12 protein-coding genes and 1 tRNA gene are annotated in these 16,694 nt (G+C 65.3%); 8 read left to right on the top strand and 5 right to left on the bottom strand.

Annotated features, from left to right (window positions below; genetic code table 11):
• The first annotated feature begins 184 nt into the window (after nucleotides 1-184).
• Entirely contained in the window at nucleotides 185-721 is a 537-nt protein-coding gene (locus FXB38_RS18275; protein ID WP_148752338.1) for a DUF805 domain-containing protein, read from the top strand.
• Nucleotides 722-731: 10 nt separating this feature from the next.
• Here the strand turns inward: FXB38_RS18275 and FXB38_RS18270 are convergent, their stop codons facing one another.
• On the bottom strand, nucleotides 732-1,766 hold the full coding sequence (locus tag FXB38_RS18270; RefSeq protein ID WP_148752336.1) for a cysteine synthase A: 1,035 nt from the start codon (nucleotides 1,764-1,766) through the stop codon (nucleotides 732-734).
• A 97-nt stretch (nucleotides 1,767-1,863) separates the two neighbouring features.
• Nucleotides 1,864-3,093 carry an SAM-dependent methyltransferase gene (locus FXB38_RS18265; protein WP_148752334.1) on the bottom strand — a complete coding sequence of 410 codons (1,230 nt, stop codon included), beginning with the start codon at nucleotides 3,091-3,093 and terminating at the stop codon, nucleotides 1,864-1,866.
• 566 nt (nucleotides 3,094-3,659) lie between these two features.
• Between FXB38_RS18265 and FXB38_RS18260 the strand changes: the two genes are divergently transcribed.
• The 5 genes from FXB38_RS18260 to FXB38_RS18240 are packed head-to-tail and all read left to right on the top strand — an operon-like array spanning nucleotide 3,660 to nucleotide 13,580.
• Nucleotides 3,660-5,135, top strand: a complete 1,476-nt coding sequence (locus FXB38_RS18260; protein WP_148752332.1) for an efflux transporter outer membrane subunit — start codon at nucleotides 3,660-3,662, stop codon at nucleotides 5,133-5,135.
• Complete coding sequence (locus FXB38_RS18255) at nucleotides 5,125-6,507, top strand: efflux RND transporter periplasmic adaptor subunit (RefSeq protein WP_148752330.1); 1,383 nt, start codon at nucleotides 5,125-5,127, stop codon at nucleotides 6,505-6,507. Before FXB38_RS18260 ends, FXB38_RS18255 begins: the two co-directional genes overlap by 11 nt.
• 36 nt (nucleotides 6,508-6,543) lie before the next feature.
• On the top strand, nucleotides 6,544-9,696 hold the full coding sequence (locus tag FXB38_RS18250) for an efflux RND transporter permease subunit (RefSeq protein WP_148752328.1): 3,153 nt from the start codon (nucleotides 6,544-6,546) through the stop codon (nucleotides 9,694-9,696).
• Nucleotides 9,696-12,803, top strand: coding sequence for an efflux RND transporter permease subunit (locus FXB38_RS18245; RefSeq protein ID WP_148752326.1), 3,108 nt, complete (start codon nucleotides 9,696-9,698; stop codon nucleotides 12,801-12,803). The genes FXB38_RS18250 and FXB38_RS18245 overlap by 1 nt, the downstream gene beginning before the upstream one ends.
• 36 nt (nucleotides 12,804-12,839) lie before the next feature.
• Nucleotides 12,840-13,580, top strand: coding sequence for a tRNA-uridine aminocarboxypropyltransferase (locus tag FXB38_RS18240; protein ID WP_148752325.1), 741 nt, complete (start codon nucleotides 12,840-12,842; stop codon nucleotides 13,578-13,580).
• Nucleotides 13,581-13,590: 10 nt separating this feature from the next.
• On the opposite strand, the gene FXB38_RS42795 is transcribed toward FXB38_RS18240, so the two are convergent.
• From FXB38_RS42795 to FXB38_RS18230, 3 genes are all read right to left on the bottom strand, one after another.
• On the bottom strand, nucleotides 13,591-13,737 hold the full coding sequence (locus FXB38_RS42795; protein ID WP_187434964.1) for a hypothetical protein: 147 nt from the start codon (nucleotides 13,735-13,737) through the stop codon (nucleotides 13,591-13,593).
• A 179-nt stretch (nucleotides 13,738-13,916) separates the two neighbouring features.
• A tRNA-Cys gene (locus FXB38_RS18235) sits at nucleotides 13,917-13,990 on the bottom strand.
• Nucleotides 13,991-14,074: 84 nt separating this feature from the next.
• Nucleotides 14,075-14,311, bottom strand: coding sequence for a hypothetical protein (locus FXB38_RS18230; protein ID WP_148752323.1), 237 nt, complete (start codon nucleotides 14,309-14,311; stop codon nucleotides 14,075-14,077).
• Between the two features lie 259 nt (nucleotides 14,312-14,570).
• On the opposite strand from FXB38_RS18230, the gene FXB38_RS18225 reads away from it, so the two are divergent.
• Together FXB38_RS18225 and FXB38_RS18220 are read left to right on the top strand one after the other, a co-directional pair.
• Nucleotides 14,571-14,834 (top strand): hypothetical protein, encoded by a 264-nt coding sequence (locus FXB38_RS18225; protein WP_148752321.1) that lies wholly within the window; start codon nucleotides 14,571-14,573, stop codon nucleotides 14,832-14,834.
• Between the two features lie 696 nt (nucleotides 14,835-15,530).
• Complete coding sequence (locus tag FXB38_RS18220; protein WP_148752319.1) at nucleotides 15,531-16,694, top strand: PspA/IM30 family protein; 1,164 nt, start codon at nucleotides 15,531-15,533, stop codon at nucleotides 16,692-16,694.

The raw sequence follows: 16,694 nt of genomic DNA, 5'->3' as shown, positions 1-16,694 counted from the left end.
CGAGATTCTTGCCCAGTCTCTGCGCTTTGCCCACCCTACCACACCGCCGCACGACCGCGCCGAAGCGTAAACTTTTACGCAATTTCATCGCCAGCTAAAAACCATAACACCTTTCGACACCCCGCCGCTTCACGCGTTCGAAAGCTCTTTCTGCGCATAACGCCCCAAAAAGGGGATGTGTCGCATGCTCGGCTTCGTGTTCGGCCTCAATGCCCGCCTTGGGCGCCTGCATTTCTTTCTGGCCACGGTCGCGCTGGCGATCGTGATGACCGCGATCTGTTTTGCGATCGCAATGGCCGCGTTGCGCACGACATCACCGAGCATGGTCCATCCCGAAGATCTCACCCGAAACTGGGCCATCATTGCGGCGGTGGTGTTCTTCGGCGTTGTGACCTTCACGCTGCAATCGATGCGCATCCGCGACATCGGCTGGGATCCGGTCTGCGTGATCCCGGCCTGGATCGCGCTCATGATCGTGGATCATGTGGCGGCAGGCCGGTTTTCGGCCTGGGCGATCGGTCAGGAGCATCAGGGCACGATGCTCGGCGGGCTGGTCAATCTCGCTCTGCTGCTGGCGCTCACCTTCTGGCCGGGCGCCGACAACGAGGGCTCTTACACCAACCCGTTCGAGCCGCCCGCGCGCGCAGCCGGCAAGCCGTCGACATCGGACCAGCGCCTTGCGCGCGTGTCGCAAGGCACGGCGCGCCCAACTTGGAGCTGAGAGCCTGGAGCTAGACGAACGGCAGCTTGACGTTGCTGCGCTTCTCCAGCCATTCCGGCACCGGCAGGTTCTTGGCGCGCATGAAGTCGGCGTTGAACAGCTTTGACTGATAGCGGCTGCCGGAATCGCAGAGAATGGTGACGATGGTCTTGCCGGGTCCGAGCTGCTTGGCGAGCCTCATCGCGCCGACGATGTTGATGCCGGTGGACCCGCCGAGGCAGAGGCCTTCGTGCTGGAGCAGCTCGTAGATCACCGTGACGGCTTCCGCATCGGGAATGAGATAGGCGTCATCGACCTTGGCGCTCTCGACGATCGCGGTTTTCCGGCCGAGCCCGATGCCTTCCGTGATGGAGTCGCCCGGCGTTGCCTTGGCTTCGCCGGTCCTGAAGTATTCAAACATGCCGGCTCCGTGCGGATCGGCGCAGGCGATCCGGATGTCCTTGTTCTTCTCTTTCAGGTAGCGGCTGACACCGGCGAGCGTGCCGCCGCTGCCGACCGAGCAGACGAAGCCGTCGACCTTGCCGCTGGTCTGCTCCCAGATCTCGGGGCCGGTCGAGTCGTAATGCGCCTTTGCGTTGTCGAGGTTGTTCCACTGGTCGGCGAACAACACGCCGTTCGGCTCGGTCTTGCGCAGCTCGTCGGCAAGGCGGCGGCCGACATGCTGGTAGTTGTTCGGATTGGAATAGGGCAGTGCCGGCGATTCCAAAAGCTCGGCGCCGCACAGCTTCAGAAAATCCTTCTTCTCCTGGCTCTGCGTCTCCGGGATCACGATCAGCGTGCGATAGCCGCGCGCGCTCGCGACCACCGCCAGCCCGATGCCGGTGTTGCCGGCGGTCGCTTCCACCACGAGGCCGCCCGGCTTCAGCTCGCCGCGTTTCTCGGCTTCCTGAATCATCCATTTGCCGGCGCGGTCCTTGACCGACTGGCCGGGATTCATGAACTCGGCCTTGCCGAGAATGGTGCAGCCGGTCAGCTCGGAGGCGCGCTTGAGCTTGATGAGCGGGGTGTTGCCGATGGCTTCGACAACGTCGTTTTTGGTGGTCATGTCAGGCAATTACCGGCTGGATGCGTGAAGTCATCGAGACCCTAAAGTAGGGCCGCCGGCCTTACAAGCGACCCTTGCAAGGCGGGCCGGCAAACTCTTATTGCTGCTTTGCGAAGATGACCTGCCGGACGTCGATATTGCCGGACAGGAATCCGGCCTCGCAATAGGCGAGGTAGTACTCCCACAGCCGCCGGAACCGGTCGTCAAAGCCGAGCGGCACCAAGCCCGGCCAAGCCGCGCGAAAATTATCGCGCCAGGTGGCAAGCGTCTTGGCATAATCTTGCCCGAAGATGCGCTCGCCGATGACGGGGACGTTGAATCGGTCCCCGAGCGACTTCAGCACCGCGGGCGAGGGCAGCATGCCGCCGGGAAAGACGTAGCGCTGGATGAAGTCGACCTCGCGCCGGTAGCCCTGGAAGAGCCGGTCCTGGATCGTGATGGCCTGGATGCCGGCAAGCCCGCCCGGCAGCAGCCGGTCGCGCAGCTGGGCGAAATAGCGCGGCCAGAACCGCTCGCCGACAGCCTCGATCATCTCGATCGATGCGATCCGGTCGTAGCGATCCCGCTCGTCGCGATAATCCTGCAGTCGGATATCGACCTTCTCGGCGAGGCCCGCCTCGTGGATGCGCTTGCGCGCGAAGTCACGCTGCTCGGTCGAGATGGTGAGGCCAACGACGCGTGCACCAAAAGTCTTGGCGGCGAATTCGGCGAAGCCGCCCCAGCCGCAGCCGATCTCGAGCAGCTTCTGGCCCGGCTTCAGGTCGAGCGCCTCGGCGAGACGGCGATATTTGTTGGTCTGCGCGGCCGCGAGGTTTGTGCTCGAGCCCTCGAACAGCGCCGACGAATAGGTCATGCTCGGATCGAGCCACGCCGAATAGAACGCATTGCCGATGTCGTAATGGGCGTGAATGTTGCGCCGGGCCTGGCGACGGGTGTTGCGGTTGAACCAGTGCTGCACCGTCTGCACGAACCGCATCAGCGGCTTGTCGCGCAGCATGGCCTGGATCAGATCGTGGTTGACGCAGAACAGGTAGAGAAATTGCGTCAGGTCCGGCGTATCCCAATCACCGCCGAGATAGGCTTCCGCGATGCCGATATCGCCGCCATTGATCAGGCGCGCGGCAAAGCTGTAATTGTGCAGGCGCATCGCGGCCTTCGGTCCCGGCTCCTGTCCGCCCATCCGGATCAAGCGCCCGTCGGGCAGGGTGACGTCAAGCGTTCCGCGCCTGAGCCGGGAGCCGAAGGCAACCGCAAGTCGGACGATGCGTGGCAGATCGGCGAGCGTTGTCTCCACAGTCTCGGGCGTCACCGAGATGGCATTCGACATCGGAAAATCCATCAATTGAACGGATATTGTCCGACAGCAAGCCGGCCGCGCCCAACTCACCATGTCGCCAGACCCGAGCGCGCCCTGCATGCGGTCAGCGACTGGTAATATAGCTGTGCGATTTGCCAGCCGCCAAGATGGTTTCGCCGCGGACGACCGCGATGCGCATGTCTGAAAGTGTCCTGCCTTGTGTGAAACAAGCTACGGTCCGTTGCGGCGCAGGTTTCAGTGGAGCAAAGGCCGCCTTTGCTGGTCTCGCGGCCAGTGTGGCCGCAATATCACATGAAATCTTGGTAAGCTTGAACGCGCTTCGGAATGACGCGACAAATCAAAAAGCCGCTGCAAGACAGTGGTTTTTTGTATTTTCATCGTCCAGACCCCGGGGGCGATCAGGTGTGCTTTTCGCAGGTGCGGGACTGTCCCGCAGTTCCGCGCCCGGCTAGGATGAATCTCAGGTCCCGCAGAAAGCATCACGCCGTGAACGAGTTACAGAAAGGCCTCCGGCCGTCCGTCCGCGAATCGGCTAATCCGGCCGCGCGGTGGCGGTGTGATCTGCCCGGCAGGGGGTGGATGTGACACAGCGGGTTCCGGCCGTCGCCAAGCGGCACTTCCTCGAGCTTGCGTCCCAAACGCTGCGTACGTTCGCCGTGGTCTGCCTGGCGTCGAGCTCGGGCGCCTGTGTGCTGACCCAGGACCTTCCAGATCCCGCGCTCGATGTCCCCACGCAATACAAGTATGCCGGGAAGGCGGACGCGCCGCCGACGCTGGATTGGTGGCGCGGCTTCCGCTCGACTGAACTGACGCAGCTGATGGAGGAGGCGCAGACCGTCAACCTCGACATCGCCGCCGCGGTCTCGCGGATTGTCGAAGCTGACGCCCAGGCGCGCCAGGCGGGCGCAGCGCTGTTGCCGAGCCTGTCGGGAGGCGGTTCGGAGACCTATTCGCGCACATCCGGCTCGAGCGCATCGGGCCTGACCAATGGCGGCCGTGAGGTTGTCAACTACTCCGCGTCGCTGAGCGCCAGCTACCAGCTCGATTTCTGGGGCCAGAACCGCGACGCGCTGCAGACGGCGGAGGAGACCGCCAATGCCAGCCGGTTCGACCGCGACACCGTCGCGCTAACGACGCTCGCAGCCGTCGCCAATGCCTATTTCCAGGTGCTGTCCTCGCAGGATCGCTTGCGCACCGCCCAGCGCAATATTGCGAGCGCGCAGCGCATCCTCGATGCCATCCGCGAGCGCCGCAAGGCCGGCACCGGCACCGATCTCGACGTCGCCCAGCAGGAGAGCGTGCTGGCCAACCAGAAGGCGCTGGTGCCGCCACTGCGGCAGACGCTCGACCAGAACACCAATGCGCTGGCGGTGCTGGTGTCGCGGCCACCGGAGAGCGTGCGCGTCGCGGGCGGCTCGCTGGACCGGATCGCGATCCCGCGCGTCACCCCGGGGCTGCCGTCGGAGCTGCTGACGCAGCGGCCCGACATCCGCCGGCAGGAAGCGCAGCTCGCCTCGGCGACCGCCAATATCGGCAACGCCCGCGCGCAGTTTTTCCCGACCATCCAGCTCACCGGCAATGGCGGTTATCAGAGCTCGGCACTGGTGTCGCTATTTCAGCCGCATGCGGCGTTCTTCCAGCTGGTCGGCAGCGCAACCCAGCCGATCTTCGACGGCGGCAAGATCCTCGGCAATTTCGAGTACGCCAAGGCGCGGCAGGAGGAGTTGCTCCAGACCTACCGCAAGACCATCGTCCAGGCCTTCACCGACGTCGACAACGCGCTGTTCTCGATCAAGCAGACCACGATCAAGCTGCAATTGCAGCGCGATGTCGTCAACGCCTCGCAGCGCGCCTTCGACCTCGCCGAGCAGCAATTGCGTGCCGGCACCGCCGATATCGTGACCGTGCTCAACACCCAGCTGACGCTATTCCAGGCCGAAGACACGCTGGCGCAGGCGCAGCTCGCACGCCTTCTTGCCATTGTCAGCCTGTATCAGGCGCTCGGCGGCGGCTGGGAGCCGCGAATGGAGAAACCGGTCAATGCTCTTTAAGCCGGATATGAAGGACAACGCGAAAGCCGGGACGGCGAAAAAGTCGCGCGGCCGCGGCTTCGTCATGACCCTGATCACGCTCGCGATCCTCGGCGGCCTCGGCTATCTCGGCTGGACCGTGATGCACCAGCAGCCGCAGCAGGCGGGGAACGGTCGCAACCAGCAGAGGCCCGATCTGCCGGTGCCGGTGCTGGCGGCGACGCCCAAGGTCCAGGACGTGCCGGTCTATCTCGACGGCGTCGGCGCGATCCGCGCGCTCAACACGGTCACCGTGCGCTCGCAGGTCGACGGCAAGCTGATCGCGGTGAAGTTCACGGAAGGCCAGGACGTCAAGAAGGGCGACGTGCTCGGCGAGATCGACCCGGCGCTCTACCAGGCGACCTATGACCAGGCCGTCGCCAAGAAGGCCCAGGACGAAGCCCAGCTCGCCAATCAGCGCATCGATCTGACGCGCTACGAGCAGCTCGCGGCGTCCAATGCCGGCTCGAAGCAGCAGGCCGACACCCAGCGCGCGGCGGTCGCGCAGACCGAGGCGCTGGTCAAGGCCGACCAGGCGTCGATCGACAATGCGGCGGCGACGCTGAGCTACACCAAGATCGTGGCGCCGCTGTCAGGCCGTGCCGGCCTGCGCCAGGTCGACCAGGGCAACATCATCCACGCCGCCGACACCACCGGCCTCGTCGTCATCACGCAATTGCAGCCGATCGCGGTGTGGTTCAGCCTGCCGCAGCAGCAGATCATGCGCGTCAATGCTGCCGCCGCCAAAGGCGTGCTCGCGGTCGACGTGTTCGGCAATGACGGCGTCACCGTGATCGACACCGGCAAGCTCACCGGCATCGACAACCAGGTCGACCAGACCACCGGCACGCTCAAGCTCAAGGCCGAATTCCCCAACGCCAACTACCAGCTTTGGCCCGGCCAGTTCGTCAATGTCCGCCTCAAGGTCGAAACCCTGTCGCAGGCGCTGGTGGTGCCGACATCGGCGGTACAGCGCGGACCGATCGGCACGTTCAGCTATGTCATCGGCGAGGGCGACATCGTCTCGGCCAAGCCCGTGACGGTGACGCAGCAGAACGAGCATGATGCGGTCATTGCCAGCGGCCTCACCGCGAACGACAAGGTCGTCACCACGGGCTTCGCCAATCTGTCTGACGGCTCCAAGGTCATCATTGGCCGCGACGAGCAGACGCCGTCGGCCGATCTCGCCCCGCGCAAGCGCACGCGCGCGCCGGACGGCCAGAAGGACGGACAGGGCAAGGACGGCGAGCACCGCGCCAAGCGGAGCAGCAGTGAGGGCGACCAGAAGGGCCAGACGGGCCCGGCGCCGGGGCCGGGGGCTCAACCATCGGGACCTGGAGCCAAGCAGCCATGATCCCGGCAACAGCCGCCTGAGCGGCAGGCGCATCTCATGGGTGTCTCCGAACCCTTCATCCGCCGGCCGATCGCGACCTCGCTGCTCGGCATTGCCCTGCTGATCGGCGGGGCGCTCGGCTATTTCGCGCTGCCGGTCTCGGCGCTGCCGCAGGTCGATTTCCCGACCGTGCAGGTCTCGACGCAGTTGCCCGGCGCGAGCCCCGACGTGATCGCCTCGCTGATCACTGCGCCCCTGGAGCGGCAGCTCGGGCAGATTCCGTCGCTGACGGCGATGAACTCGACGAGCTCGTTCGGCGTCAGCCAGATCTCGCTGCAGTTCGACCTCAACCGCGACATCGACGGCGCGACCCAGGACGTGCAGGCCGCGATCAACGCGGCCGCAGGCGTCTTGCCGAAGACGCTGCCGTATCCGCCGACCTACGCCAAGGTGAACCCGGCGGACGCGCCGGTCATGACGCTGGCGCTGCGCTCGGACACGATCTCGCTCCGCGCGATGAGCGACATTGCGGATACGCTGCTGGCGCAGCGGCTGAGCCAGATCTCCGGCGTCGGCCGTGTGTCCGTGCTCGGCGGGCTGAAGCCGGCCGTGCGCATCCAGGCGGACCTGGCGCGGCTCGCTGCCTACGGCATCGCGATGGAAGATCTGCGCGCCGCCATCGCCAATGCCAACGTCTCCGGGCCGAAGGGCTCGCTCGACGGCGCCCAGCAAGCCTACACCATCGCGGCCAACGACCAGATCGCCGCCGCGGAGGCCTACCGTCCCATCATCATCGCCTATCGCAACGGTTCGCCGGTCACGATCGCCGACGTCGCCCAGATCGTCGACGGGCTCGAGAACGACCGCACCGGCGGCTGGTACCAGGGCACGCCGGCCGTCATCATCGACATCCAGCGCCAGCCCGGCGCCAACGTCATCGACGTCGTCAGCCAGATCCGCGCCGAGATCCCGAAAGTCCAGCGTGCGATTCCGGCCGGCGTGAACCTGACCATCGTCTCCGACCGCACCGTCACCATTCGCGCCTCGGTCCACGACGTGCAGTTCACGCTGGTCCTCAGCGTGGTGCTAGTGACGCTGGTGGTGCTGTTGTTCCTGCGCTCGCTGCGCGCCACGCTGATCGCGGGCGTCGCGCTGCCGCTGTCGCTGATCACGAGCTTCGGCATCATGTATTTTGCCGGCTTCAGCCTCGACAACCTGTCGCTGATGGCGCTCACGATCGGCACCGGCTTCGTCGTCGACGATGCCATCGTCATGATCGAGAACATCGTCCGCCACATGGAGAACGGCGACAGCGCGATGCAGGCCTCGCTGAAGGGCGCCAGCGAGATCGGCTTCACCGTGATCTCACTGACGGTGTCGCTGATCGCAGTGTTCATTCCGCTGCTGTTCATGTCAGGCCTCGTGGGCCGCATGTTCCGCGAATTCGCACTGACCTTGACGATCGCGGTGGTGACCTCGGCCGTGGTGTCGCTGACGCTGACGCCGATGATGTGCTCGCGGCTGCTTAAGCACGCCCATGAGGAGTTCGCGGTGCCGGGGCTGGCCGCCGTCAGCCGCTTCATCGACCGTACCGTCGAGTTCTACCACCGCACGCTGCTCGTGGTGTTGCGGCATCAGCGCACCACGCTGGTCGTGACCTTTGCGACGCTGGCCGCGACCCTGGTCCTCTACGTCGTCGCGCCCAAGGGTTTTCTGCCGCTGCAGGACACCGCCTCGATCACGGCGGTGACGGAAGCCGGGCCCGATGTGTCTTTCGGAGAGATGCAAAAGCGGCAGGCCGACGCCGCCGACGCCATCAAGGCCGATCCTGACGTAACCGGCGTGGTCTCGGTGATCGGCGCGGGCTCGGTCAACCCGACCACCAATGTCGGGCGCCTCGTCATGACGCTGAAGCCGCGCGGCGAGCGGCGCGACGATGTCAGCGCGGTCATTGCCCGGTTGAAGGACAAGGTCTCCGGTATCCCCGGCATGACCGTCTACTTCCAGCCGGTGCAGGACGTGCAGATATCGACCCAGTCGAGCCGCTCGCAATACCAGTACACGTTGACCGGGACCGACGCGACGCTGGTGTCGGAATGGGCGAAGAAGCTCGTCGACGAGATGCGGCGCGATCCCCTGTTCCGCGACGTCTCCTCGGAAGCCCAGGAAGGCGGCCTGCGCGCGCAGCTCGACGTCGACCGCACCCGCGCCGGCCAGCTCGGTGTCAGCCTGCAAGCCATCACCGACACGCTGAACGACGCCTTTGCCCAGCGGCAGATCTCGACCATCTACGGCCAGGCCAACCAGTACCGCGTGGTGCTGGAGGCGCTGCCGATGTACCAGCGTGATCCCTCGATCCTGTCAAAACTGTACCTGCCGGGCGGCGCCAGCAGCGCCCTCGTCGGCGCGCCAAACGCCCAGGTGCCGCTCGATGCGGTAGCCACGCTGAAGCGCACCACGGCGCCGCTTGCAATCTCGCACCAGGCGCAATTCCCGGCGATCTCGCTCAGCTTCAACCTCGCGCCGGGCGCCGCGCTCGGCGACGCCGTCGAGGCGGTCAAGGCGATCGAGACCCGGATCGAGATGCCCAACAGCATCGTCGGCGTCTATGCCGGCGATGCCGCCGAGTTCGCCAAGGCGCTCGCCGGCCAGCCCTGGCTGTTGCTCGCCGCCGTGATCACGATCTACATCGTGCTGGGCGTGCTCTACGAGAGCTACATCCACCCGATCACGATCCTCTCGACACTGCCCTCGGCCGGCGTTGGCGCCATCCTGGCGCTGATCCTGTGCGGACAGGATCTCTCGGTCATCGGCCTGATCGGCATCATCCTGCTGATGGGCATCGTCAAGAAGAACGCGATCATGATGATCGACTTCGCTCTGGAGGCCGAGCGCGGGCAGGGCATGCCGGCGCATGAGGCGATCGTGCAGGCCTGTCTGTTGCGCTTCCGCCCGATCATGATGACGACACTGGCCGCGCTGTTCGGCGCGCTGCCGCTGGCGATCGAGAGCGGCACCGGCGCCGAGCTGCGCTTTCCGCTCGGCATCTCCATCATCGGCGGCCTGCTGCTGAGCCAGCTGCTGACGCTCTACACCACGCCCGTGATCTACCTCGCGCTCGACCGCATCAACCGCCGCCTCGAGCAGGCGCTGCCGCCGCCCGAGCCCGACGCGCCGCCCACGGCCGGCGCGACCGAGGGGATGCAGTGATGGTATCGATCTCTGAGCCCTTCATCCGCCGCCCCGTCGCGACCACGCTGCTGTCGATCGGGCTGTTCCTGCTGGGGGGCGTCGCCTACGAGTTCCTGCCCGTCGCCTCGGTTCCGAATGTCGACTTCCCCGCCATCTTCGTCTCGGCGAACCGCCCCGGGGCCGATCCGTCGGTGATGGCTGCAACCGTGGCTGCGCCGCTGGAGCGGCGGCTCGGCGAAATCGCAGGCATCAACCAGATCACGTCGACCTCATCGCTCGGCACGGCGAACATCCAGCTCCAGTTCGACATCGGTCGCAACATCGACAAGGCCGCGCGCGACGTTCAGGCCGCCATCAACGCCGCGCTGGTCGACCTGCCGAGCGATCTGCCGGCGCTGCCGCGCTTCCGCAAGGCGAACACGGCCGGCGCGCCCGTCTTCGTGCTCGCGCTGACCTCCAAGACGCTGTCCGCCAGCGCCATCTACGACGTCGCCGACACGGTGCTGGCGCAGCGCATCTCGCAGGTGCCGGGCGTGGGCGACGTGACCGTGAGCGGCGCCGACCAGCCGGCGGTGCGGATCCAGCTCAACCCGGTCGCGCTGTCGAATGCGGGGATCGCGACCGACAACGTCCGGACCGCCATCATCAACGCCAATCCCCTCGGTCCCGTCGGCATCTTCAACGGCGAGCGCCAGAGCGAGACGCTGTCGCTGAACAGGCAGATGCGCACGGCCAAGGAATTCCGCGACATCGTCATCAAGAGCTCGAACGGAAATTTCGTCCGGCTCTCCGACGTCGCCGACATCGAGGATTCCGTCCGCAACGCGCGCTCGATCGCCTGGTTCAACAAGCAGCCGGCGGTGCTGATCCAGATCACCAAGCAGGGCGACGCCAACGTCATCGACACGGTCGACCGGGTCAAGGCGCTGATCCCCGCGCTGAAACAATGGATCCCGGCCGGCGTCGACGTCTCCACCCTGGTCGATCGCACCTCAACGATCCGCGCCAGCGTGATGGACATGCAATGGACGCTGCTGGCGACCGCCGTCCTGGTCATGGTCGTGGTGTTCGTGTTCCTGCGCCGCGTGACGCCGACGGTCGCGGCCGGCATCTCGGTGCCGCTGGCGCTGGCCGGCACCTGCGCCGGGATGTGGGTCGCCGGCTTCTCGATCGACAATCTGTCGCTGATGGCGCTGGCGATCTCGGTCGGCTTCGTGGTCGACGATGCCATCGTCATGATTGAGAACATGTTCCGCAATCTCGAGCACGGCATGCGGCCGATGCAGGCGGCGCTGGAGGGCGCCAAGCAAATTGGCTTCACCGTAGTCTCGATCAGCCTGTCACTGATCGCCGCGTTCACGCCGCTGATCTTCATGGACGGCATCGTCGGCCGCCTGCTGCGCGAATTCTCGCTGACGCTGACCTTCGCGATCGTGGTCTCGACCCTGGTGTCGCTGACGGTCACGCCGATGATCTGCGCCCACTACATCCGGCAGACCACTTCGGGGTCCGCCACGCTGTTCGACCGCCTGATCGAAGGCTCGCTGTCGCGCATCGTCTCGTTCTACACCCGCACCCTGCGCGCGGTGCTGGAGTTCCCGCTGCTGACGCTGCTGGTGTTCTTCGCCACCATCGGCCTGACGGTGATGCTCTACGTCAAGGTGCCCAAGGGCTATTTCCCGACGGATGATTCCGGCTTCGTCATCGGCGCGACGCGCGCCTCGGCCGACATCTCGTTTCAGTCCATGCTGACCCTGCAGCAGCGCCTCGCCGACATCGTGATGCAGGATCCGGCCGTGGCCGGCATCGGCTCGACCGTGGGCAGCGGAGGCGGGGGCCCGGGCGCGGCGACCTCCAACCGCGGCACCATGTTCATCAGCCTGAAGCCGCCCGAGGAGCGCGACCACATCTCGACGCAGGTCGTGATCGACCGGTTGCGGAAGGCACTGTTCCCCGTGCCCGGCATCCGTCTCTTCATGTTTGCTGCCCAGGATGTCCGCGCCGGCGGCCGGCAGAGCGATTCCAACTTTCAATACACGCTCTCAAGCACCGACCTCGACCTGCTCCAGAAGTGGGCGCCGATCGTGGCCAAGCGGATGGAGACGGTCGAGGGCATCACCGACATTTCCAGCGACCGCGATCCCGGCGGGCTTCAGCTGACATTGAACATCGACCGCCAGAAGGCAGCAGCGCTTGGCGTCAAGGTTCAGGACATCGACAATGCCCTGAACAACGCCTTCTCGCAGCGCCAGATCTCGATCATCTACACCCAGCGCAACCAGTACATGACCGTGCTGGAGATCGATCCGAAATTCCAGGTCGATCCGTCCAACCTCGAGCGCATCTATGTCGCCGGCGCTGGCGGCGTGCAGGTGCCGCTGTCCGCCGTGGTGCACGCGACGCGCGGGCTCGCTGCGCTTGCGGTCTATCATTCGCAGTCGGTGCCCTCGACCACGGTGTCGTTCAACACCTTGCCGGACGTGGAGCTCCAGGCCGCTACGCAAAACATCCAGCGTGCGGTCGACGAGCTGCACATGCCCGAGGGCATTCGCGGCAGCTTTGACGGCAATGCCGGCGATTTCGCCAAGACCAGCGGGCGTCAACCACTCTTGATCCTCGGCGCGCTGGTCGCGATGTATATCGTGCTCGGCGTGCTCTATGAGAGCCTCGCCCATCCGCTCACGATCATCTCGACGCTGCCCTCGGCCGGCCTCGGCGCGCTGCTCGCGCTGCAAATCACCAACACGCCGCTGACGGTGATCGCCTTCGTCGGCATCATCCTCTTGATCGGCATCGTCAAGAAGAACGGCATCATGATGGTCGACTTCGCGCTCGATGCCGAGCGCCAGCGCGGCCTGTCATCGGCGGAAGCCATCTTCGAGGCCTGCCAGGCGCGCTTCCGTCCGATCCTGATGACGACCATGGCGGCGCTGTTCGCCGGCATTCCGCTGGTGGTCGCGACCGGTCCCGGCACGGAGCTGCGCCGCCCGCTTGGCATCACCATCATCGGCGGCCTGTTCGTCTCGCAGATTCTGACGCTGTACACGACACCCGTGATTTACCTCTTGATCGACCGCCTGCGCCGACGGTCCGAGCCGCAGCCACTCGCGGCGCCGGCGGAATAGGTTGTTGCAGCACCGCTTCAAGCGTATAGCGGCGGCATGTCCAACCCAGCTGAAACCACGGCCGCAGCGCCGGAGCCTGTTCCCGAATGCCCGCACTGCCAGAAGCCGATGCCGCTCTGCATCTGCGACAGTGTCACGCCGATCGAGAGCCGCCTCGGGCTCCTGATCCTCCAGCATCCGCAGGAGCAGGACAGGGCGCTCGGCACTGCGCGGCTGACTGCGAAGCATTTCCCCAAGGCGACGCTGCGGGTCGGCCTGTCCTGGCCGAGCCTGTCCAAGGCGCTCGGTCACCCCGTTGAAAACGCTTCGCACTGGGCCGTGCTCTATCTCGGCTCGGCCCGCGCGGCCGATCTCGAAGCGGAGGGTGAGATCGTTGCACTCAACCGCAAGGGCGAGGTCGCGGAGAGCCAGCGCGCCATCCTCGGCAAGCTCGAGGGTGTGGTGCTGCTCGACGGCACCTGGAGCCAGGCCAAGGCGCTGTGGTGGCGCAATCCCTGGATGCTGAAATGCCAGCGCGTGATCCTCAATCCCGCGCAGCCCTCGCGCTACGGGCGGCTGCGCCGGGAGCCGCGCAAGGACGGCCTGTCGACCATCGAGGCAGCCGCAACGCTGCTGGCCGGTCTCGAGCGGCGCCCCGACATCGCCGAGACGCTGAACGCGAGCTTTGAACGGCTGTTGACGCGCTACCGCGAGGTTCAAGCCGAGATGCCGGAACTGGCGCCAAAGCCGGCGCCGAAAGGCCGGCGACGCGATTTCCGCCGCGGCAAACGGTCCTGACTTCAGCCTGCTAGTTCTCGACGCTCTCCTCGTCGTCCTGCGTCCCTTGGTCGGGCGCGGAAGCCGGGAAGATGCTGTCATAGATCGCGCGCGCCTCACGAATGAGGCGAGCTCGCTCCAGCTCGGACTTCGGGATAAGTCGGACGATCTCGCCCACGTGCTCTCCAGCGCTCGCTTGTTGGGACTGCATCACCCAGGTGATGCGAACTTTATGCCAAGCGACCTGAATCGGGGGGTTCCAACCACCCCGGGCAAACCCGGTGAGGGCGATGCCCGCAGGCGCGGCACGACCGGCGCTTGGGGGCGGTTTTATGCTCGGATATCAGGGAGTTGTGATGGAGGCCACGACCAGAATTGAACTGGTGTACACGGTTTTGCAGACCGTTGCGTAACCACTCCGCCACGTGGCCTCAACGAGGGCGGAGCAATATAGGGGATCAGCGGTTTAGGCAACCCCGCGGCCGCCGCACGACGTCGGTCTTAGCGACAACGCCTCAGCAGGCGGCGTACCAGCCGTCTGGAAAGGGGACGAGGGGCCAGGCACCCTCATTGTCATTCGCGGCCATTGGAGTTCTGGCCATTGGATTTCTGGCCATCGGATTTCCCTTGGGCGTCGCGTGAAAGCTCCACGAGCGGGGCACGAATTCCTGCTCCGGCGCGGGCGCGAAATCTTCGTTGATCATGGCGTCGCGGACGGTATCCAGCAGCAAGTTGAATTCGGCTTCGCTCATCACACCCTCCCGAACGCGGATGGCGCACTGTCGCAAAGCCGGCTTGTTTCCCGATTGACCCGATCGTTCGCATTTTAACGATCGGGCGATCGAGATCGGTTTGGTTAGCGATTCCTGAAAATCCCCGCGGAGACACTAGGTTCCTCCGCCGCCCCGCCAGTGTGAAAGAGATCACATCCGGCGCGATTTATTCCTCCTATCTCTTTGCACATGCCGGCCAACGCGGGCCGGCGCGAGCAGGGCAGACAGGAGACCGGTCATGAAGGCGAGGTTCTTGCGGTTTGCGGGTGTGAGAAGCCGGGCGCGTCGTGCCTCGACGGTCGGGCTGTTCCTGACGCTGTTTGCCAGCGCCGCCCAGGCGCAGCAGGGCACGCCGGAGCAGCGCCGGGCCTGCACCCCCGACGTCTATCGGCTCTGCGCCGGCGAAATCCCCAACGTCCGCGCCATCACGGCCTGCCTGCGCCGTAACCGCTCAAGCTTGAGCGAGGCTTGCCGCACCATGTTCGACCAGGCCGGCGGCTGAGCGCGGCCTGTGGATTTGTGCGCAGCAAGTGGCTCGTGCGGGCTCACGAATCCGGCATAGTCGCCCTGTGGATATGCTGCGGACAGGCTGTGGAAGGCCGTGACGGTACCGCGGACCCTCAAAGCAGATGCGTCTTTCGAGCGTCATATCTCTGTCAAAGCGCTTCACTAAATAATTCGAAAGCTACGCAGAGTGGGTTACGCCTTCGGCTAACCCACCTACAAGCCTTTGTGCTGCCCGACGGGCAAAACACGCCAGGGGCTCGGTCAACCCGCCTCCACAGAAATATTCCACTTTACCGAATTCGGGTTGCAGTGCGAGTTGGTGGCGCGAGGTGTTGCATCCAGCTCCGTTTTTGCGAGCGCAGCGAAGCAATCCAGAATCCCACCGCGGAAAGACTCTGGATTGCCTCGTCGCACCAGCGCAAAATTGCTTCGCAATTTTGTCGCGGGCTCCGCGCAATGACGGAGCTGAGAGGACATGCGTCTCAACCTCGGTCTCATGCCGCGGACGCAGCTCGCGCCTTTGCTTAAATTGCAACCCGTGCGTGCAAGAAGTCTTTGATTGGCGGTGATCTAGAGGTGATGGCCCGCCTTGAACGCGGCCCGGGGCGACAGCGACTAACCCTCAGAGTGCATCAGGATCAGCGGAACGTGATCGACCTTCCCTCTTGTAAAGCACTAAAATGGTGCTTTAGTGCTTTCCATGAGCCCGTCGCCCCGACATGCGCCCTCGGCGCTGCGTTACAGGCTAGCCCCTGACCCGGCCGCCAGGGCCGCGATGGAGGCGACGTTTAGGGCTTATGACCGCATGATGGAGATCCTCGACGAGGTCGCGCGGACCCATAATGTGGGCTCCAACGTCGTCCTGCTGCATGCCCATGCCTATGAGCCGATCCGCAAGCAGACCGCGCTGCCGTCGCGGCTGGTGACGCTGGGCCTGCGCGACCGCGCCGACTATCGCGCAGCGCAAGGCCGCCGCCTGCCGCTCGACGACAAGCTCGCCAAGATCAAGGGCCCGGCGACCATTTCGATTTCAACCGTGCAGGGCCGCTTCAGCGTGCCCTTCGACTACGTCGGCTACGCGGAGGGCTGGGGGCAGAGCGTGCCCGCGCACCTGATCCGCACCGACGACGGTTTCGAGGTTCACTACGGCGTCACGCCGAACAGTCTGCCAGAGGAGGAGAACGCTATGGATACCATCGCTGCCGCTCCCGAAAATTTCCTGTCCCGGGTCGGACGTCTGATCGCCGGCATCGCCTATGACGCGATCGAGCAGGCGGAAGGCAAGAACAAGCTTGGGGTGGTCGGACAGGCCATCCGCGAGATCGAGCGCGCGGAGAGCGAAGCGCGCGATGCGCTCGCGGCCGCGCGTGCCGAGGAATACCGGCTCAATGCTCGGCGCACCGAGATCGAGCGCGAGATGACAGATCTCGCCGCGAAGATCGAGGGCGCGATCGCGGATAGCCGCGACGATCTCGCCCGCGCCGGCATCGCGCGGCAGATGGATCTGGAGGCGCAGTTTGAGGTGCTCTCCCGCGCCATCGACGAGAACAATGAGAAGATCGAGAATAGTGTCACCTCGCTGCGTGCCGTGCTGTCGGCGCTCCAGGATGCCGAGCAGCGCCGCGCCGATCTCCAGAAGAGCGAGGCTCTCGCAAGCCACCAGGCCTCGACGTCACCCCGAAAACAGGGCGGCGCCTCGGCCGCGGCGAAAGCACTGCGTGCGGGCAAGGCTGTGGCGCGCGCCACCGGCGTGCCGCAAGGCATTCCGTATTCGAGCGACATCGACGAGCTCAGCACGTTGCATCGCGACAAGGAGATTGCAGCGAGGCTGGCGCGGTTGAAATCGCGCTCTTGA

This window comes from Bradyrhizobium cytisi (assembly GCF_008123515.1).
Classification (GTDB): Bacteria; Pseudomonadota; Alphaproteobacteria; order Rhizobiales; family Xanthobacteraceae; genus Bradyrhizobium; species Bradyrhizobium cytisi.
Note: the sequence above shows the minus strand (reverse complement) of the source record. Positions and strands in the feature narration are given on the sequence as shown.